Origin of the sequence: Danxiaibacter flavus, from assembly GCF_041060425.1 — a bacterium.
In the GTDB taxonomy this organism is placed as follows: Bacteria; Bacteroidota; Bacteroidia; order Chitinophagales; family Chitinophagaceae; genus Danxiaibacter; species Danxiaibacter flavus.
On sequence record NZ_JAULBC010000011.1, the window covers coordinates 1 to 19,920 of the forward strand.

The window sequence follows — 19,920 nt, forward strand, 5'->3', positions numbered from 1 at the left end:
GAGATGATAATTAGTTCTATGATTGAAGATCGTCGAGGTCCAAATGCGAAGCATCGCTTAAATGTCCTTCTATAATACGAGTGAATGGTGAATGGTGAATAGTGAAAGGCGCAAGCCGGTTAAGTAATGCAATGCAGCGCTGGTTATTACTATCCTTTGGGCGAGAGTTGTTATACTCCCTTATATGCCTCATATGGTTCAAAAAAAATTCGCTTAAGTCAGCTTTAGGCTTTAAGCTTTGGGCTTTAAGCTTTTTCCTGTGCCTACAACCTCCTCAATCTTTCCTCCTCCAGGTCTATCTGGTACATTTGCGCACGGATAATTCCCTCGTCAATCTTAGGATCTTTATTCAATTCTTCAAGGTACTGCCGCTGCACATTAAGCATTTCAATAAACACAGCTTTTGTTTTTTTATTCATCCAGCTGTCGTCTGAAGCTTTGGTCTTTTTCTCCCATGTTTCCAGCAATTTACTTACGCCTTCGTTGGGGTCAGGATCGTTTTCATATCTCTTTTTTAAATACTCGTGAACATGATGCTTTAAACCATCTTTCAATTGCCGCCTGGTTTGTTCCGCCGATTCTTCCATGATCGTGCCGTCAAACACGCGCCAGCGACGGATGAGCCAGGGCAGTGTTAGTCCCTGCACCACAAGCGTGAGTAAAATCACAATGAACGTGATAAACAGGATCAGGTTGCGGTGTGGAAAGGCCGGGCCGGTGCCATCATTTAATAAGATGGGTATGGACAGTGCCGCAGCAAGTGATACCACGCCGCGCATGCCCGACCAGCCTAAAACAAGTGGTAGCAGCAATCTTCTGAGACGGGAGCCGGCTCTTGGCAAAACGCCCGGGCGGAAGATCATTGTCGCGAGCATAGCCACGTATGAGCTGATGATCCTGGCGCCGATGAGTACACCTGTAACCATCACGCCATAGCCAATGGCCGTATGCAGGTCAATGCCTTTCGCACGCAGACCGCCAACAATTTCAGGGAGCTCCAGGCCAATGATCAGAAATACAATTCCATTCAGTATAAACACAAAACTCTCCCAAACATTAAATCCCTGGATGCGGCTGGCACTATTCAGGAAAAAAAGTCTTTTAGAGGACATATACAGACCACCGCTCACCACTGCAAGCACCCCTGAAGAACCTGCCTGTTCTGCTACCCAATACATGAAATATGGCTCAATAAGTGTGAGCGCTATGTCTGACGAAGGCTCCGTAGGAAGTCGCTTTTGCACCTGGACAAAGATCCAGCCGAGTGCCAAACCAATACCGACGCCGCCAAATACCATCCACAAAAAATTGACAGCCGCGTGTTGCCATACAAACCGGCCGGTACCAACAGCAGCTAACGCAAAACGGAAAATAATCAAAGAAGATGCGTCGTTGAGCAGACTCTCACCTTCAAGAATGGCAGAAGTGGACCGGGGGATCTTGACAAACTTTGTGATGGCACCCGCGCTAACGGCGTCAGGCGGCGCGACAATTCCGCCGAGAACAAAACCCAGTGCAAGTGTGAATCCCGGTATATAATGGCTGGTGAACAGTGCGACTGATAATGCTGTAAAGAAGACCACCAGAAAGGCAAAACTGGTAATGATCCGCCACCATTTTTTCATCTCTTTAAACGAAATACTCCAGCAAGCCTCGAACAGCAATGGCGGAAGGAAGATGAAAAATATAAGATCGGGGTCAACTCGTAATATGGGTAAGCCGGGAATAAAACTAATGAGCAGCCCTGCCACCACCAGCAGAATGGGATAAGCAATTTTTAGCCTGGCCGCCAACATCTCCAGTAAAACAACAGCGGCAATCATTGCGAGCAGAAACGGCAGGATTGTGTGCATTGATATTTATTTGTAGTTCGGTTTAATGTAAGATACTCCAAAATAGAAAAACTGAAGTGAAGGTGAGCGCCAATTATAGTACCGGGAAGCGACCTGGCAGTATATGCGTAAGCTTGTTGTGACATTTAAATTGTACGCATCAATTTCAAAACATCACATTTGCAAACATGACGTATGGCTTCAGCGAAGCCTCCTGTTTGTAGAAACACCAGATTTGAAATCGGCATCCGACTCCAGCGGATTCTCCGGTAAAGCTTTTTACAGGAAGCTCCTAACGGAGCAAAATTATCTATTATGGGCAAGCGGCTCTGGCGCGAGTGTTCGGCTCCGCCGGCCACTCGTGTCTATTAAATTCTCCCCGATTGCATCGGGGATAGTGAAGAAAAGGTTTGTTAGGAGTAAAAACACCCTGGTTGCAATAACTTTAGCCTTTAATGATGTGCTGTTTCTTTATCGCCGATGCAATCGGCTTGGAATTAGACAAGAATGGTCCTTCGGAACACTCGCGCCAGAGCAACAAACAGGATGCTTCTATGGAGCGGGCCATAGTTGCAATAATTTTTGCCTTTAATGATGTGCTGTTTCTTTAACGCCGATGCAATCGGCTTGGAATTAGTAGACACGAGTGATCCTTCGGAACACTCGCGCCAGATCAGAACACTCGCGCCAGATCAGCCCCAGATCAGGCCAGGTCAGTCTTGATGTCCCTTGTGCTCTTTGTTCATAGGGCGTTGCCCCATGCTAATGCTTCGACGCCTTCAGCGTCGGTCTACATGATGATCACTTTTATGATTGAGTTGCGGCGTTCTCAATGCGAAGCATCTCTTAAATGTCCTTACATGTCTTATATGGTTTAAAAAACAGGCCGGCTTAGCCGGCTATTATCTTTATCAATTAAAATCACATTGCTGGTTTCATCTTTGCTTTCGCCCCTTCAAGGTTTGATGACAATTCAATTCAGCTTCCTGTTTTTTTTAGCCAGCGTTATTTCCTTCCTTTGTTCAAAATATAACCAGCTATTTTATCAATTTCATCTTTTGTGAGAACGCCTCTCCATGCAGGCATTCCTTTGGAGATGATCCCGTCTCTTATTGAACGGATTATATCACTCTTTTGACCGCCATGCACCCAGTTGTCGTCAACAAGACTAGGTACTTTATCCTTTCCTTCCAATGATGCACCATGGCAACTCGCGCAAAGCTGGGCATATAGTACTTCTGGTTTCCTTTCTGAATTGCCCGGCGGCTTCGGTGCCGTGTTATTGATCGCCTGTATCATTGTGCCGCTGGTCTCCAGGTTGATCGCCCTGTCTCTTTCTCCCGGTTTGGCCGGCCTGATGTGCAATAGCAGATCGTAACCTTTCTCGCCCACAGTCATATTTGTCTCAGGCGGATCGATCATGGAGGTTGAAATGTATAATGTACCATCCGGACCTTCTGCCAGCGCGCGAATGCGGCCAAACATATTTTTGAAAAGAAAATTATAGGCTGTGATCTGCTGATTTTTCAGCGTGACATTTAAAATTGCTTCTCCGCGCATGTTTCCTGCTAGTAAATGTCCTTTCAATGCGGGGAAGGCTTTGCCGGAATAAAACAAGGCTTCGGCTGGCCCGATTGACGGACTGAATTCCATTAATGATTTGGTCATTCCCGGCTTGACGTCTCTGTGATGAATAACCGGCCAACCGTAATTTTTGCCTTTACTGATGAGGTTTACTTCATCGCCGCCCGTTGGGCCATGTTCAGTATTGAACAGCAAATTGGTTCCCGGCTGAAAGGCAATTCCCTGTGAATTGCGATGTCCGTAAGTCCAGATCTCGTGCCGTGCAGTGTCGTTTGACATGAATGGATTATCAGCAGGAATACTACCATCATCATTCAGTCGCAGGATTTTTCCATTAAATGCTTTCAGATCCTGCGAAAGCATCGGCATGTCCGCATCTCCGGTAGTGATATATAGTTTTTTATCCGGCCCAAACTTCAGGCGGCATCCTGTATGGTTGTGTGATGCGGGAATACCTTCAATAATTGTTTTGGGATTGATCAGCGAATCATCGACATACTCATATCTTGCGACACGCAATAAAGATTTATCATCATCCCGGTGATTATAGGCCAGGTAAAGGAAGTGGTTCCTTGCAAAGTCGGGATGCAGGCAAAGACCGAGCAGACCGCGCTTTCCCTCAACTTCTATATCCGGCACCTGCAGCACAGGTTTGGGATCCAATCTGCCGTCAGCATATTTTCTGACCTTACCATTGCGCTCTGTAAAAAGCATATCGCCCGACGGCAGGAAGCAAATATCCCACGGAACGATCAGGCTGCTGGCAAGGGTATCCACAACAACGAGTGTGCCTTCCGCACGATCGGCGGGATGATAAAAACCTGAAATGAGCAGTACGGTGAGTATTGTTACCGCTAACAGTATTTTTTTCATAAAAGATGTTGGTTGATCTCGCTAAACTTTTGCCAAGCTAATGCCAAATTGTGGAAATGAGGGTTATTTTTTTTCGGATTAGCCAATGTTTATAATGTGTCCTACACTTTCAAAGTGCAGGATACATTGCAAGGCTCCGATGCATCGTTATTTGTGCAGTTTAATCCTTAGCACGACATCATCTGCAGTAATAAACAGGACGCTTTTATTTTCATTAAATGCGCAGTTGGAAGTTTTTCTGTTGAATACTTTAATCAGCCCGATCAACTTACCCGCAGGCGAAATTATGTTAACGCCGTCTGGCCCCGCAGCAAAGATATTTCCATACTGATCAATCTTAAACCCATCACCACCTTGTTTTACTGTGGCCCGTGACATGAGATCTGTTCCGTCCAGCAATACCCCCCCACTTTTTATGTTGCCTTTGTCATCAAGGTTGTAAGCATACCATTTGGGATTTTTATCGGCGCTGCTTGCAACGTATAATGTCTTTTCATCGTTAGAGAGTGCAATGCCGTTTGGTCTTTGTATTGAATCGATCAGTAATGATAATTTTCCGCCGGTATCAATTTTATAAACGCCTTCAATCGCCAGTTCTCTTGTTGAATCTTTCTCGCGCTGGGGAAGTCCGTAAATAGGATCAGTGAAATAAATATTGTTTTTGCTGTCGGTTACAAGATCATTCGGACTATTAAATTTTTTGCCATTGTAATTTGCTGCAAGCACTGTAAATGAAGGTTGAGGAGAAGAAAGGTTGGCGTTCATTCTTGCTATTTGCCTGTTGCCGGACTGGCACAACAAGAGCTGGCCTTTTCTATCTAATGTAAGGCCGTTAGCACCATCTTCGCCGCCAATGCGTTTAACTGATCCGGTGTAGCCGGAGGGTGTTAAGTATAGCTTTGCGGAATCATTTTCTGTCCATTGGTAAACCTTATTTTCCGGCACGTCAGAGAATAACAGCATTTGTTTATCTGCAATCCAAACAGGCCCTTCACTCCATGTATAGCCTTTTGCAATTATGTCAATAGTTGCACTGCTGTCGATTGCATTTGAAGCTGTGGCATCATAAATAAGGATCTTTCCGATAGCACTGTCTGCAGATTGTTCAGCCTGTTTATTGTTGTTATTATTTTCTCCGCAGGAGCAATATATCATAAAGTGTAAGGAGGCAATGGCAAGAATTTTTTTCATGATGGCAGTGGTTCAGAAAGGTGTATTAAATGAGCAATCAATCGTAATATAATAAATGGGCGGCAAATAAAAAACTCTGTGCAACTCCTGTCACTTCTCCGGCTGTATCTCTGTGTAATAAATAAAAACGTTACACGGAGTTACACAAAGGAGACACAGAGTTGCACAGAGACTGTTCTACATGAGGAATTTAAAAAATTCCGCGCCAGGTTAAGGGATGCAATTAACGCTACCTGTTTCACCTTTCACTATTGGCTATTCACCATTCACTTGTTCTCATCACCTTTCACTATTGACTATTCACCATTCACTTGCATTGATCATTTTTCGCCATTCACTCGACCTTCATCCCATCCATTCTATCCATCCTCGCAACAATTCCCCATCCATAAAAATAGTTTGCCAGCCCGATCAGGATCTCGTTTTTTCCTTCTTTGAGCGATAATTTTATCTGCGCATTTTCTATTGTGCAGCGGCCGTCGTTCTTTTGTTGCGGCGTGCCAAAATAATTTTTATCGACATACAGGAGCTGACCATTTAAAAAGAACCAAACCTCATCACTGAAACCAAAGCTCAATGTTCTTTCCTGTGCTTTATCTGAATAAACAGTAGTCTTCACCCAGGCCATCCGGCGTTGGTCATTTGGCCGCGAGCCATAAATCCTGGTAAGGTTCACTATGCCGCGGTTTTCTGCTTGAACGGGTGTCCATTGTGTAGTGCTGTCGGGCAATTCGGACTGCGTTAGTTTGCCATACATACTGGGCAACTGCATCACAAGATCTTTGCCGAACGGAAAATCTTTTGGTGGGCTTACCTGCCAGTTCTTTAAATAGCGGCTGTCGTTGTAAATGCCGGTGTATCCGGATTCGGGAGCCAGAGCCTCTGTAGCATCCGGCGTTATGGTGAGGTTGGCGTAAATAACATTACCACTGAGTGAAATTCCTCCGCTTTTTTGTCTGCCTTCCAACTGCGGCACCATCAGGGCCGGTTTTGACATATCATTTACATAAGCTTTCATCTGATTGCCGGACACCACAAGCTTTACATGGTTCCACCCGGTTTGCTGTATGGTAGCTCCGGCCTGGTACTCATCACTCAAGTCCCAGATGCTCATACCGTCAATGATTGCAGCATATTGAAGGGTAGTTCTAACCAAAGATGTTACCGGCCCAAACGACCTGATATAAAAGTTCTCACCATTTTTCCTGTCATCAGACATGCGGAAATTGATACCCGGAAATCCCATTCCGGTCAGTGCGACATCAAACTCAATTGTACCGTTTGCGAATTGATGATTTTTTAAGAAAGCCTGGTAATACGCGCCGTTCTTACCTTTCATAACATCCGTCGAGTTTTGTTTTACGAATTCAATTTTAGAGCTGTCGTATTCCCAGGATGCTGCGGTCATGGGGATTGTTATTTTCTGTGCAAAGCATGCGCAGGAGGTAAGTATGCAATAAAAGAGCAATAGTTTTTTTCGCGAAATATAGTTTTGAAGGAGGGGGGAATTTTTCATGTTGGCAATTTTTTTATCAAACTATTGCGGTTACAGGAAGGATGAAAGTTTTTTCGACGAACGAATGAATTTGACATATCAAGTTTGGTAATGGTTTATAAAACTTGTTGCTGGTACCAATGACAGATTTTATAACAGTTGCCATTTTTCCCGTAGGGAATTAAGCTCAATAGAATGATGGAATCGAGAACCTCTAGCCCGTTAGGGCTTTAACCAATTAACGGGGTTAATGTCCTACGGACAACAAGGACCTTGTATGTTAGGATTTTCTATTAAGCTATAAGCCCTACGGGCTATCGACAAAAAGTGCAATGTCATCTCTTTTTGATTGTGGTTAACCAAATTAATCGTCGATATGATGGTGAGTTTGAATCAGTGATTATGAAATTAAACAAGTGGTAATGCAAGTGTTAAAAATAGATGGAATGAGATCAGGGAAAATAAATACCGGAGTAGTTAACAGGCCTGCGCCTGCATCGTTCCCTTGAGCAAATCATGTGGCGTGCACGATATGATGCTAAGGCACACGCTTGCAAATAAAGTGCGATTGCCGCCCTGTCATTTCATAGCGAGTGCTCTTTCTTTCCACTTTTCTACATTAACGCCCTTTATAATAAGCCATAAACACAGCGATAGTTCTCCGATGAACGGGGGGATCATAATTACAGGAAACAGTATTGATGCAACTTTTGGAGCGAGAATAAGCGCGAAACTATTTATAAGATAACATGCACCCGCTATTTGCATCATAATACCAATTGCTTTTGGTAAGAAGCCTGAAGCATAGATCAGGTATCCTTCAACAAGACAAACCGCGCCAAAAAATATAAGGCCGATGCCAAAACCATAGCTATGTGTCCGTACTGCGATATATGCCAATGCCTGAAGCTGCTCCGGACTAAATACCTTTAAATAATCAGGATCCTGCAAGAGGAACAAGGGGAGAAGAAGATTTAATTTATTGGCTACCAACACCGCCGTCTGGATCAAATTAAGCAGGACGACAAGCAAAGCAAGACGTTTGTGTACAGGTTTCAGCAGCACATACAACATAAGCATTAAAACAACATCGCCTATGTGCATGATGAGGTCACCCGCAATACCTATTCGCCACAACAAAGGTGACGCCATAATATTATTTGCTGATTCGGCTGCGTTGCCCGGTACAATGATTGCGTTTCTCACAAACATCTCGCCAAACAGGCCGGCTGCAATTATAATCAAATATGTAACACCGCCTATTCGTGCATATCTGTTAGGAGAAGTTGTTGTGATATGATTATTCATATCATCTAATTTAATCAAAAAAAATAAGCCGATAATTAAGGAAAATGAGGGAATGCACGAGTGCCCTTTCGGAACATCAAGCCATTCATAAGTACGAGTTACGAAGCCCGCCCGCGCCGAATGCGCATTCGGACGGGTACGAAGTACTTAGTTGCAGACTCGCTCTGTTTTTTGCAGACTTCGAATCCGTTAGTATCGACTTATCTCTGGATAAAGGGTGATAAACAAAACTGGATACAATCTGAATAGTTCGCCTTAGGCTGTGGCAGTGCAAATGATGTAAGCTGCATCTTTCACTATTCACTTTTCACTATTCTTATTCCGTCCTTAAGCTTTTCACCCGGTTAGCAATGAAGGCTTTTGAAGCACAAAGCACTTGACATAGCCTTATTTTCATCGCCTAAAAAGGCTTATTGGAACCTTTGTAGGCCGCACCTTTCACTATTCACCATTCACTTTTCACCATCCCTATTCCGTTCTCAGGCTCTTCACCGGATTCGCAACCGCCGCTTTTATTGCCTGGAAGCTTACCGTTACCAATGTAACGATTAGCGCACCGATACCTGCAAGAATAAATACCCACAGTGAAATGGTAGTCCTGTATTCATACTGTCCCAGCCAGCTGTTCAAATAATACCATGCTAACGGAATGGCAATAAAGCAGGAGAGAAGCACCAGGAATGCGAACTCTTTTGACAGCATTTGCCACAATTTGAACACGGATGCGCCAAGCACCTTGCGCACGCCGATTTCTTTTTTGCGTTGTTCTGCAACAAAGGATGCCAGACCAAATAAGCCGAGGCAAGAAATGAAGATGGCCAATATGGTAAAGAATGTCGCGAGCTTTCCTACTCTTTGCTCGTCGGCAAATTTTTGCATGTAATCTTCGTCGTTAAATGTATAGGTAAACGGTGCAGAGGGATTATACTTTTTAAATACAGTTTCAATCTTCGCCAGCGATTCCCGTATTGGTGCGCCTTGTTTGATGGCAACGGTGATCACATTCGCCCAGTTGCGATCATAAAAGAAGACAATTGGTTGAACCGGGCTGTATGGCGACTCCATGATCATATCTTTGACAACGCCAAGAACGGTGTATTTTTTATCGTTGAATTTGATGATTTCCCCAACAATATCACGCTTCATGGCAACCTGTTTTACGGCTGCTTCATTCAGGATCATTCCCAAACTGTCTGTTGCAAACTCTTTGGAGAAATCTCTTCCTTCTTTTATTTTCCAGCCAATTGTTCTGCCAAAATCTTCAGTAACTGCGATAGTGCCGAATGAAGGCAATGTGTTGGGATCTTTTCCCTGCCAGTCAAAACCGATCTGGTTTGACCAGACACCTGTCGTTGGGCTGGATGATTCAGCCATGTTATCTACCACATTTGTCGCCAGTAAATCGCTGCGTAAGGCATCATAGTGGCCGTACAGATCGGGTGTGGACATGTTGATGGTGATCAATCCTTCATTTCTGTAATTGACCGGCCTGTTTTTCGCAAATTGAATTTGTTTGAAAACAATGATGGTTCCGATGATCAGCGCAATGGAAAAAGTAAATTGAATTACTACAAGCACCTTGCGCGGTAATGAGGCAAACCTGCCAACCTTGAATGTGCCCTTTAATACTTTGATCGGTTCAAACTTGGAAAGATAAAACGCCGGATAGCTGCCGGATATTAAGCCTGTGAGAAATGTAAATAATAATGTCAGCCCCCAGAAAATTGGATTGCTCCATGGTATTCCAATGCTTTTGTCAGCAAGCTTGTTGAACAACGGCATCAACACGATCACCAATATTATTGAAAAGATAAACGATACAAATGCCACTAACACAGACTCCATCAGAAACTGTCCGATCAGTTGGCCGCGTACAGAGCCCACTGTTTTCCGGATACCCACTTCTTTAGCTCTCTTCTCGCTGCGTGCGGTTGAAAGGTTCATGAAATTGATACATGCCAGCATCAAAACAAAAACGCCAATCACAGAAAACAACCAGATGAACTGAATACGGCCGCCGGTTGCCTTGCCATCTTTAAACTCACTGAAAAGTCGCCATTTATCCATCGGGAACAAAACTGCCTGTTCCTTTCCGTCGGTCGCAGCAACTTTATGCACCATCACTATATCTTTAATTTTCTGCGTTTCCTTGTCCATATCAATGTTATCTGCAACCTGAACGTAAGCCTGCCAGGAGTGGTTGTTCCATTGTGTTGCAGCATCTTTCAGCCACTGTTCGGTAGTAATATATTTTTTCCAGGGAAGAAAAAACCTGGAGTCGTATAAAGTTGTGTTACGGGGGAAGTCTTCAAATACGCCGGCAACCTTGTAATCGTCTTTATTATCGATCCTGACCGTTTTGTTCATTGGGTCAACATTACCAAACAACGTTTTTGCCATGGTTGCGTTGATCAGGATTGAGGAGGGATCATCCAGCGCATTGATATTTCCCTTCTGCATTTTTAGTGAGAACATGGAAGGGAAATTTGCTTCAACCCACATGCCGGTATTTGAAATTTTCTTTTCACCAACCACCAGCACATGGCCAAAATTCCAGGAAGCCATTGCCACATTCTTAAAATCACTTCCATACTTGGTGCGCAACTCATTGCCAATAGGCATACAAACAGCCCGGCCTGTACCCATTTTATTATCGTTATCAATAAAAGTGGTCATCACCTGTGCAAGTTGCTTGTGATTGGTGTGATACCTGTCGAACGTAAGTTCGTCCCAGATCCATAGTGCAATCAGCATTGCCACTGCCATACCTGTTGCCAGGCCAAGAACATTGATAAGAGAATAGACCTTGCTCTTAACGAGGTTGCGCCATGCGAGTTTGAAATAGTTTTTAAGCATAAAAGTTGGTTTCTGATTCTATAGTTGGTTCGTTTATAAATCAATTTTCCCTGAGTACGCATCAGGCGGTACGAAGTACCTGGTTTTGATGTTTTTCATTTTTCGCAACAGCCGGCTGATTTTGGAACTCCACCAACAGGATAAACGGATACCGCCGGTTTTTGTTACACTTCAGTCACCGCTTAGGCAATATTCGCCGGTTCGCACAAACGGTTTCCTGTTATCGCCCTTCACGCTTCAATCCTCTGCTTGTTCAAAAAAAAAATGCATCGTCTTTTAATATTAAAAACGGCGCCGAATGCTAATGTGCAGGTGATTAAATGTTTAAATATTTAATTGTTTTGTTAAGTGTTCGTTTTTGATGCAAGGCTGTCCGGTTTTATTACAGGAACGAGCGTAATGGAGCGTTGAGATCTGACCATCATTTATAGCCACGACGCGCTAAGACAGAGAATTTTACCACAGAGGTAAAAGAGTTTTTGCACAGAGAGCACTGTTAATTCAGAAGATTGCGAGCGTTTCGCATTTCATCAACACGGAGAAAATTCGACCAGGAATCATCCTGATGAAATAAAACGCTGTGAAATCCTGTGAAAAAAACTCCGCGCCCTCCGTGGTAAAATAAAATTCTGCGTTTCAGTGCTTCTGTGGCAATAAATCCTTTTTTTTCTTCATCAAAAACACGTTGGACATCATCATGAAAATTCCATCAAATCCAATGCTGGCAATGGTTTTAATGCTAAAGTATATTTTAGCCGTTATAAAAACAGACCTAAGTTGTTTGTGAAGCGAATATGCTTTGGAGTAATTTTACATCAGAAAGTTCAAGAGAAACATTTTCAAAAGCAAGCAACCATCGGGGGCAAATCGTTAAAGGTGGCGTTAAAGATAAGTGGAACTTTCTAACTACCAAGATTATTTCGAACTTTTTTTCATATGGCAAGCAATCGTTAGAGGTCGTCTGTTTCTACAGAAGGCCATTTTTTTTATAAGGAGGGCTTCTGCCACGAAGACTCAAAGGCGTAAAGAAGCACAAAGGTTTTTGAAAACATAGGAGACTCAGAGGACACAAAGAGGCACGAAGGTCTGGTCTGTAAACCACAAGGACAGGAAGGATAAAAGAAGCACAAAGGTCGTTAAACGACGAAGCGCACAAAGAAGTACAAAGAAAAAACACTATTCACCTTTTGCAATTTATATCTCCGCGTTTGTTCAGTTAACAGATTCTCCGTTACACAATGTGTTGCAGATTTGCTGTCCGGTTTCCAGCAACTTTCATCTCATAAAGGTCATTGTACGATCAGATAATTTTAATTCGGATAATCCATTTTTTTCTTGATTTTTAAGCAATTGTTATTCAATCCTTGCCTGCATGGCTGTAAGTGAGGTGGCGGAGTTGTTGGGAGATGGCAGGCTGCATGGAAGGCTTCTTTTTTCAACGGATAGAAATGAACTTTGTAACTTAAGCGACATTTATACTGCGCTTTAAACAATTTAGTTATGAGAAAGCTAATTGCAGCAATGAATATGACGCTTGACGGGTTTTGCGATCATACGGCAATGAGTGCAGATGATGAAATACACGATCATTATACCGCATTGCTACGTAGCGCAGACACCCTTATATATGGAAGGACAACCTATCAACTGATGGAAAGTTATTGGCCAGCGCTGGTAAAAAATCCAAGCGGTCATAAATCACTTGATGACTTTGCCGTTGCAATAGATAATATTGCTAAAATTGTTTTTTCCCATACGCTGAAAAGTGTTGAATGGGAAAGTGCAAGAGTAGCAAAGCAAGGTTTCAAAGAAGAAATTTTAGCCCTAAAGCAACAACCTGGTAAAGACATTTTAGTTGGTAGCCCGAGCTTAATTGTAGAAGCAACAAAACTTAATTTAGTTGATGAATACCAACTCGCTGTCCATCCAACTATAGTAGGAAAAGGCTTGCCATTATTCAAGAACATAACCGAAAGGGTTAATCTTAAGCTCTTGAAGACGAAGACGTTTGGTTGTGGAGCGGTGCTTTTTTACTATGAGCCGGTAAGATAATGATAACTGAAACTACGTTGAACGTACCCAACCATTCAAATGAACAAACTTCCAGGATATAGTCTAACCGGAGTTGGATTACTTGCTCTTTTTTTCATTACTAACTATGAAGGCAAGGCGATTCCCATAAAGGAGCTTTGGTTTGTATTAAGCATTTTTACAATTATTGTGGGCGCGTATATCCTTGCTAAATGCAAACTGCTACAATTATACAACCAGCGCGACGCCGGCAATACAAGTCGATCAGCTGAGATTGATTATCTTAAACGCACAGGCAGCAAGGTAAGAGTGACACTTGATAATGCCGAAGTCATGACCAGGAGTTATCAACAGGAAATCATCATGGAAAGCTTACCATCCAGGATTGAGATGCTGGATGCTTTATATGATGGTAATCGTAACTACAAGACAGAAGAGATCCAACAAACTTATATTGTTTATTACAAACAATATTACGGCAAGACGTACAAATTTGTCAGTCAGGCATCAACGCAAAATGCCGACGTTCTGAAAGGATACATTGATTGCCAAAAAGGAATTGACCTCTACATTGACTTACAGAATCCAAAAAGTTATTATTTTGATCTTCCGTTTTGATGGCACTAAATGGAAGATAATATCAGCATTCTTTATAAATCCAAATAAACCCTTTAGCATGACACCAAGAAGTTTCTTTAACATCATTCTTAAAATTTTTGGACTTTTCTTTTTGAAAGAAATTGTGAATATTGTTCTTCAATTAATATCGTCCTCCTTGTATTTCACCAGGATCGGCAGTGCCGGAGACGGGGTTTGGACTTTTTTTATTACAGCGCTTATTCTTGCATTTTACGCTTTTATTGTTTTTCAACTTCTTTTCAAGACGAATTACCTTCTTGATAAACTGGAACTTGACAAGGGATTTAGCCAGGAGGAATTTTCTTTTACTATTCCGGCTTCATTGGTTTTGACAATTGCCTTAATTGTAACCGGTGGCATTATTCTGACAAATGAAATACCAAATTTATGCCGGCAGGTTTTTACATATTTCCAGGAAAAGCGCCTTTCCCGCGGAACAACAACGCCTGAATTTTCGTATGCAATTATTGCCGGTGTTAAGATCATTATAGGATTTTTATTAATCGGAGAACGGGAGCGAATAGTAAAGTTTATCGAGAGCAGGCAAAATAAAAAAGAACAAGTGAGCGAAAAAAAGTAAACTGGAATCATTCCAATAATTCAGCCCTGGTAAGCAATGCTAGAAAAAGTATAAATCATCAACATTAATTAATAAATTCACTATCAATTCTCCGGGTGAAACAGCATATCAGTAATTTTTCTTTCAAAACAATAATCGTTAAACAAAACAATTAACTGCAAATGAAAAAAGTAACCGGAATTGGCGGCATCTTTTTTAAATGCAAAGACGCCAGTAAAGTGAGAGAATGGTACAAGACACATCTGGGTCTTGAAACAAATGAATATGGAGCAAATTTTGAGTGGCGCGAAAGTGATGACTCAACAAAAAAAGGATCTACTCAATGGAGCCCATTTGCAGAAACATCAAAATATTTCGAGCCTTCCACAAAGGACTTTATGATCAACTATAGAGTGGAGAATTTGGAAGCACTTGTAGCGCAACTTAAAAATGAAGGAGTAACTATTCTGGACAATATCGAAACTTTTGAATATGGAAAGTTTGTCCATATAGTTGACCTTGAAGGCAATAAGATTGAACTCTGGGAGCCAGGCGACAGTGAGTAGAACAGAGTTGGTCTATTAGAAAATAGCAGAAGCATTACAAAGTACAAACAGGTTATATACTTTTATACGACCAGTGAATAGTGAATGGTCAATGGTGAAGGTTCGAGCTGGCTAAGTAAATGTAAAGTCATTTAAGTGCAATTATTATCGCAGGCAAAATTCTTATGTGCTCTTATATGCCTTATATGGTTTAAAAAACTTCGCTTCGGTCAGCTTTAGGCTTTGGGCTTTAAGCTTTACGCTTTACGCTTTGCCAGTTGTTTACAAAGAAACGTTGGCGCAGGCCAACACCTTACTTCTATACAACTAGTGAATAGTGAATGGTCAATGGTGAAGGTCCGAGCTGGCTAAGTAAATGTAAAGTCATTTAGGTGCGATTATTATCGCAGGCAAAATTCTTATGTGCTCTTATATGCCTAATATGGTTTAAAAAACTTCGCTTCGGTCAGCTTTGGGCTTTAAGCTTTACGCTTTACGCTTTGCCAGTTGTTTACAAAGAAACGTCGGCGAAGCCGACACCTTACTTCTATACAGCTAGTGAATAGTGAACGGTCAATGGTGAAGGTTCGAGCTGGTTAAGAAAATGCAGTGTCGTTTAAGTGTTATTATTATCCTGAGAAAAGGTCTTATATTTTCTTATATGCCTTATATGGTTTAAAAAAACTCGCTTCGGTCAGCTTGGGGCTTTAAGCTTTATCAGTTGTTTACCAGGAAACGTTGGAGCGGCCGACACTTTACTTATATGAGCTGAACTCCGGGTTTGGCATTAAGCTTTCTGCATTAGTTCCTAACTTTATGTATAATCTTTTGACAAATGGAAGATTTACAAAAGATATTACGCTTCTTTTTATTATCATTTATACTGCTTTCATGCAAAGGCAATCATTCCTCGCCAACCAAAGAAACTATCAGCCAGCTCAATTTAAAAAGGGGCAATGTTATTTCCTGCGGTCAATCTGACGGGCAATTCGGTACGGTTGATTTTGACATGACTTGCAATGCGTCAACAAAGAAAGATTTTAACCTGGCTATTGAATTGTTACACTCTTTCGAATACGATGAGGCAGAAAAAGTTTTTGCCAAAGTGATTGATCAATCGCCGGATTGTGCAATGGCTTACTGGGGTGTGGCTATGAGTAACTTCCATCCGCTATGGAATCCGCCGACGGAAGCAGAACTTCAAAAAGGGGCCAAAGCAATAGCCATTGCCAACAGCATACGAGCAAAAAGCGACAGGGAAAGTGGTTACATAAATGCTATAGGGTTATTTTATAAAGATTGGGATAAAAAAGATCATCAAACACGATGCGTTGACTTTGAAAAGGCCATGGAACAATTGCATAGAAAATATCCCGATGATAATGAGGCCGCCATTTTCTACGCGCTTGCTTTAGATGCATCGGCAAGTCCCACCGATAAAACGTACGCGAATCAGAAAAAAGCGGGCGATATATTGAATGCACTTTACCCAAAAGAATTCGAGCATCCCGGTATTATTCACTACATTATTCATACATATGATTACCCGGGACTTGCATCGGTTGCTTTACCTGCCGCGAGAAGATATGCGCAGGTCGCGCCTTCATCTGCGCATGCTTTGCACATGCCGTCACACATCTTTACGAGGCTGGGTTTTTGGGATGAAGACATTCATTCAAACCTTCAATCCGTGGCTGCTGCACAATGTTATGCGAAGCAGGCCGGTATTTCCGGGCATTGGGATGAAGAACTGCATGGTTTGGATTATGTTGTATATGCTTACCTGCAAAAAGGCAATAACAAACTTGCACAGGAACAGGTGAAATATGTAAGCAGCATTAAGTCTGTTTATCCTGTCAATTTTAAAATTGCCTATGCCTTTGCCGCTATTCCTGCACGTTATGTGTTGGAGAATAAAGACTGGAAAGGAGCTGCAGCATTGCAGCTTCCGCAGGCAAACTTCTCATGGAGTGTATTTCCGTGGCAGGAAGCTATTGTTCATTTTGCCAGGTTGTTGGGCGCAGCACATACCGGCGATTTTAATGTAGCAGACACTGAGTTAGCGAAGCTTAATCAGCTTAAGGATACACTAAATAAGCTAAAGGACAGCTACAAAGAAAAAGAAGTTGCCATACAAATAAAAGCAGGAGAGGCCTGGCTGCAATTTGAGCGGGGCAATCAAGAAAATGCGCTGAATCAAATGCAACTTGCAGCAGCCATGGAAGACAGTATTGAAAAACATCCGGTAACGCCGGGCGAAGTGTTGCCGGCAAGAGAATTGCAGGGGGATATGCTGATGGAAGCAAAACAATATAAAAACGCATTGGCTGCATATGAAGCAGTCCTGGTAAAAAGTCCCAATCGGTTTAATAGTCTTTACAGTGCAGGCATCGCTGCAGAAAAACTTGGTGATAAGCAAAAAGCGGTTTCCAACTTCAAACAGTTGCTGACGATTGCCGATACTGCGAATTCTAACAGGCCTGAAATTGGTATTGCACGATCTTTTTTTAAGAAGGATTAGAGCATTTTTTCAAATTTTAAATATCAAAAAACTCTTTTGCATGATGAACCTAAAAAAAACACTGCTTCTGCTTCTTATTTTATTTTCCTGTTCAAAGATGTACGCTCAGTCAACATCTCCAGGCCTATATGAAACAGTAGTAAAATTAGACAGCACTTTCTTTCACGCCTATAATAACTGCGACCTGGCAACGCAGGAACAATTCTATTCTGACAGCATTGAATTTTTTCATGACAAGAGCGGTCTGGAAACTTCCAGGAAGAAAATCTTAGCCTCTACCCAAAAATATATTTGTGGCAAGGTGACCAGGGAGTTAGTGAAAGGCAGCATTGAAGTTTCTCCAATACCTGGTTACGGAGCCGTAGAGCTGGGGCAACATATGTTTCATAATAACCAGGAAAAAAATGATACTCCCCATGCCAGCAAGTTTGTTATTATATGGCGGAATAACAACGACAAATGGACCATTGCCAAAGTTATTAGTTTGCATTGATTGATGGAATTTTCGGCAAACAAGTGTCAATAATTTTTACCTTGTATAAATATAAATCATAACCATGCGCTGTAATAAAATATTTCTGTCGTTAGTAGCTGTTTTATTTGTTGCAGAATGCTTTTCGCAAGCCCTGGATAACGGAAAATTGAATGAGTATGTTAAGCTAATGAAAGCTAATGACAGATTTATGGGAACCGTATTGGTGTACCAGCATGGTAAAAAAGTCTACTCCAACGGCCTGGGGTTTTCTAACATTGAATCGGGAGCGAAGTCTGACGACCAAACTATGTACCGGATTGGTTCTATTTCCAAGACAATTACAGCCACTCTGATACTAAAAGCCATAGAGGAAGGAAAAATTAATTTTTCGGATAAAATAGCGACTTTCTTTCCTTCAATTGAACATGCGGATCAAATTACAATAAATCAATTGCTCAATCACCATAGCGGTATTCATAATTTTACGGGTGGCAACTTTCTAAGCTGGAACGCTCAGCCGAAAAACAGGCACGATTTGGTTGACAGTATTGCCAAAGGCGGAAATGATTTTCCTCCCGGCAGCAAAGCAGCCTACAGCAACTCTAATTATGTACTGCTATCCTTTATTCTTGAAGATATTTATCATCAATCGTATGGTGAAATTTTAAATGATAAGATCATCAAACCATTTCATCTGAAACATTTTCAATTTGGTGACAAGCTGATCGACCCAAAAAACAAAACCCTTTCTTATTATTTCGAGGCGGGGTGGAACGTTTTTACAGAAACAGATCTCTCCATTCCCATGGGCGCTGGTGCCATTTTATCTTCTGGCGAAGATTTGGCTAAAGTGTTGGATGCAATATTTCATAGTAAAATTATATCCAGGGAAATGCTTGATAAAATGGAAGCGCAATCAGATGGGTTTGGGTTGGGTCTTTTTGAAAAAAATATTCTTGAAAAAAATGCTTACACGCATGACGGAGCAATTGATGGTTTCAATTCGTATTTCTATTATTTTCCACAGGATGAAACAATTTATGTGCTGCTTTCCAATGCAGAAAATTACAATTTAGAAACGGTGAATAACTCAATGCTCTCAATCATTTTTAATAAGCCAGTCAATCTGCCTAAAATTGACCGATATGCCGTTACGGCCGGTGAGCTGCAGCAATATTTGGGTACCTATAAAAGCCAAACCAGCCCTTTAATCATTGATATTTCAAGTAAGAATAATTTTTTATTGGCTCAACCGCGCGGGCAAAGGATTTATACTATGGAAGCCACGGACAAGAATAAATTTCTTCATGTAAAAACAGAAGTTACACTGGAGTTTATTCCATCAGCAAGCCAAATGGTAATGAAACAGGGGCCGCAAACCATAGTTTTCACAAAACAATAGTTTATTAGTGTCTGTGTAGGATAGCAATATTTTGCCCGATTTTAGAAGACATACATCATGTTATAATAATCGTAATTTTAACTTCATCATCAATTCCTTCTTTTATGTCCCCTGAACAGCAATCAGAAAATAGCCCGGGAAAAATCCGGATACAATACTTGCAGTTTAAAGATATTGAGGACGATATTAAGCCACCACCACCAAATTTGGTTTCAAAATTTAAAACGTTGCAGGATTGGCTGCTTGACATTTGTAATTCGAACAAGCCAAAGAAATCGATTATTAAATTTAAGTTTGAGCTTTTTGAATCAGCGAATGACTACACAATAGTTTTAGCAGGAGTAAATACATATGATGAAGGCAAAAACCGTTCGGTGACCCGCATTGAATATAGGCCGAGAAACATGTATTTCAAATTGCAGGAAACATATTATGTAGGCCTGGATCGGCAACAATTGTTGGATAAGCTGACGGCTGAATTGAAGGACTTTTCAAACACAGAAAAATTCAGGAACTCATTTTTTACAAAAGCAAGGATTGTGGTTTTTGAAACGAATGGACAGACTGTTTGGTCGGCACAATAATGTTATTCGCAGAAGATAGAAAATA

14 protein-coding genes are annotated in these 19,920 nt (G+C 41.7%); 8 read left to right on the forward strand and 6 right to left on the reverse strand.

The window, feature by feature from the left end; all coding sequences use genetic code 11:
* Positions 1-263: 263 nt before the first annotated feature.
* From QTN47_RS25270 to QTN47_RS25295, 6 genes are all read right to left on the reverse strand, one after another.
* Positions 264-1,853, reverse strand: a complete 1,590-nt coding sequence (locus QTN47_RS25270) for a Na+/H+ antiporter (RefSeq protein ID WP_369332235.1) — start codon at positions 1,851-1,853, stop codon at positions 264-266.
* Between the two features lie 984 nt (positions 1,854-2,837).
* Positions 2,838-4,289, reverse strand: a complete 1,452-nt coding sequence (locus QTN47_RS25275; protein ID WP_369332236.1) for a PQQ-dependent sugar dehydrogenase — start codon at positions 4,287-4,289, stop codon at positions 2,838-2,840.
* Between the two features lie 147 nt (positions 4,290-4,436).
* On the reverse strand, positions 4,437-5,480 hold the full coding sequence (locus tag QTN47_RS25280) for an SMP-30/gluconolactonase/LRE family protein (RefSeq protein ID WP_369332237.1): 1,044 nt from the start codon (positions 5,478-5,480) through the stop codon (positions 4,437-4,439).
* 334 nt (positions 5,481-5,814) lie between these two features.
* A complete protein-coding gene (locus QTN47_RS25285; protein ID WP_369332238.1) occupies positions 5,815-6,996 on the reverse strand; it encodes a hypothetical protein in 1,182 nt (393 codons plus the stop codon).
* Between the two features lie 558 nt (positions 6,997-7,554).
* Positions 7,555-8,283, reverse strand: a complete 729-nt coding sequence (locus tag QTN47_RS25290; RefSeq protein ID WP_369332239.1) for a DUF4386 domain-containing protein — start codon at positions 8,281-8,283, stop codon at positions 7,555-7,557.
* A 468-nt stretch (positions 8,284-8,751) separates the two neighbouring features.
* The gene (locus tag QTN47_RS25295) at positions 8,752-11,139 is read right to left on the reverse strand and encodes an ABC transporter permease (RefSeq protein WP_369332240.1); all 2,388 of its coding nucleotides are present in this window, start codon (positions 11,137-11,139) and stop codon (positions 8,752-8,754) included.
* 1,500 nt (positions 11,140-12,639) lie between these two features.
* Between QTN47_RS25295 and QTN47_RS25300 the strand changes: the two genes are divergently transcribed.
* The 8 genes from QTN47_RS25300 to QTN47_RS25335 all read left to right on the forward strand — a co-directional run bounded on the left by QTN47_RS25300 (position 12,640) and on the right by QTN47_RS25335 (position 19,895).
* Positions 12,640-13,191 carry a dihydrofolate reductase family protein gene (locus QTN47_RS25300; protein ID WP_369332241.1) on the forward strand — a complete coding sequence of 184 codons (552 nt, stop codon included), beginning with the start codon at positions 12,640-12,642 and terminating at the stop codon, positions 13,189-13,191.
* Between the two features lie 39 nt (positions 13,192-13,230).
* Complete coding sequence (locus QTN47_RS25305; RefSeq protein ID WP_369332242.1) at positions 13,231-13,788, forward strand: hypothetical protein; 558 nt, start codon at positions 13,231-13,233, stop codon at positions 13,786-13,788.
* Positions 13,789-13,846: 58 nt separating this feature from the next.
* Positions 13,847-14,389, forward strand: coding sequence for a hypothetical protein (locus tag QTN47_RS25310; RefSeq protein ID WP_369332243.1), 543 nt, complete (start codon positions 13,847-13,849; stop codon positions 14,387-14,389).
* A 161-nt stretch (positions 14,390-14,550) separates the two neighbouring features.
* Positions 14,551-14,934 (forward strand): VOC family protein, encoded by a 384-nt coding sequence (locus QTN47_RS25315; RefSeq protein WP_369332244.1) that lies wholly within the window; start codon positions 14,551-14,553, stop codon positions 14,932-14,934.
* Between the two features lie 814 nt (positions 14,935-15,748).
* Positions 15,749-17,434: a tetratricopeptide repeat protein gene (locus QTN47_RS25320; protein WP_369332245.1), complete on the forward strand. Its 1,686-nt coding sequence runs from the start codon at positions 15,749-15,751 to the stop codon at positions 17,432-17,434.
* Between the two features lie 40 nt (positions 17,435-17,474).
* Positions 17,475-17,927 carry a nuclear transport factor 2 family protein gene (locus QTN47_RS25325; protein WP_369332246.1) on the forward strand — a complete coding sequence of 151 codons (453 nt, stop codon included), beginning with the start codon at positions 17,475-17,477 and terminating at the stop codon, positions 17,925-17,927.
* A 64-nt stretch (positions 17,928-17,991) separates the two neighbouring features.
* A complete protein-coding gene (locus tag QTN47_RS25330; RefSeq protein ID WP_369332247.1) occupies positions 17,992-19,311 on the forward strand; it encodes a serine hydrolase domain-containing protein in 1,320 nt (439 codons plus the stop codon).
* Positions 19,312-19,415: 104 nt separating this feature from the next.
* Complete coding sequence (locus QTN47_RS25335) at positions 19,416-19,895, forward strand: hypothetical protein (RefSeq protein WP_369332248.1); 480 nt, start codon at positions 19,416-19,418, stop codon at positions 19,893-19,895.
* The last annotated feature ends 25 nt before the right edge of the window (positions 19,896-19,920 follow it).

Excerpts from the sequence above, each read along its gene's own strand:
- QTN47_RS25295 (WP_369332240.1), bottom strand. The coding sequence starts at position 11,139 with ATGCTTAAAAACTATTTCAAACTCGCATGGCGCAACCTCGTTAAGAGC.
- QTN47_RS25335 (WP_369332248.1), top strand. The coding sequence starts at position 19,416 with ATGTCCCCTGAACAGCAATCAGAAAATAGCCCGGGAAAAATCCGGATA.
- QTN47_RS25270 (WP_369332235.1), bottom strand. The coding sequence starts at position 1,853 with ATGCACACAATCCTGCCGTTTCTGCTCGCAATGATTGCCGCTGTTGTT.
- QTN47_RS25325 (WP_369332246.1), top strand. The coding sequence starts at position 17,475 with ATGATGAACCTAAAAAAAACACTGCTTCTGCTTCTTATTTTATTTTCC.
- QTN47_RS25300 (WP_369332241.1), top strand. The coding sequence starts at position 12,640 with ATGAGAAAGCTAATTGCAGCAATGAATATGACGCTTGACGGGTTTTGC.
- QTN47_RS25290 (WP_369332239.1), bottom strand. The coding sequence starts at position 8,283 with ATGAATAATCATATCACAACAACTTCTCCTAACAGATATGCACGAATA.
- QTN47_RS25315 (WP_369332244.1), top strand. The coding sequence starts at position 14,551 with ATGAAAAAAGTAACCGGAATTGGCGGCATCTTTTTTAAATGCAAAGAC.
- QTN47_RS25275 (WP_369332236.1), bottom strand. The coding sequence starts at position 4,289 with ATGAAAAAAATACTGTTAGCGGTAACAATACTCACCGTACTGCTCATT.
- QTN47_RS25330 (WP_369332247.1), top strand. The coding sequence starts at position 17,992 with ATGCGCTGTAATAAAATATTTCTGTCGTTAGTAGCTGTTTTATTTGTT.
- QTN47_RS25285 (WP_369332238.1), bottom strand. The coding sequence starts at position 6,996 with ATGAAAAATTCCCCCCTCCTTCAAAACTATATTTCGCGAAAAAAACTA.
- QTN47_RS25305 (WP_369332242.1), top strand. The coding sequence starts at position 13,231 with ATGAACAAACTTCCAGGATATAGTCTAACCGGAGTTGGATTACTTGCT.
- QTN47_RS25280 (WP_369332237.1), bottom strand. The coding sequence starts at position 5,480 with ATGAAAAAAATTCTTGCCATTGCCTCCTTACACTTTATGATATATTGC.
- QTN47_RS25320 (WP_369332245.1), top strand. The coding sequence starts at position 15,749 with ATGGAAGATTTACAAAAGATATTACGCTTCTTTTTATTATCATTTATA.
- QTN47_RS25310 (WP_369332243.1), top strand. The coding sequence starts at position 13,847 with ATGACACCAAGAAGTTTCTTTAACATCATTCTTAAAATTTTTGGACTT.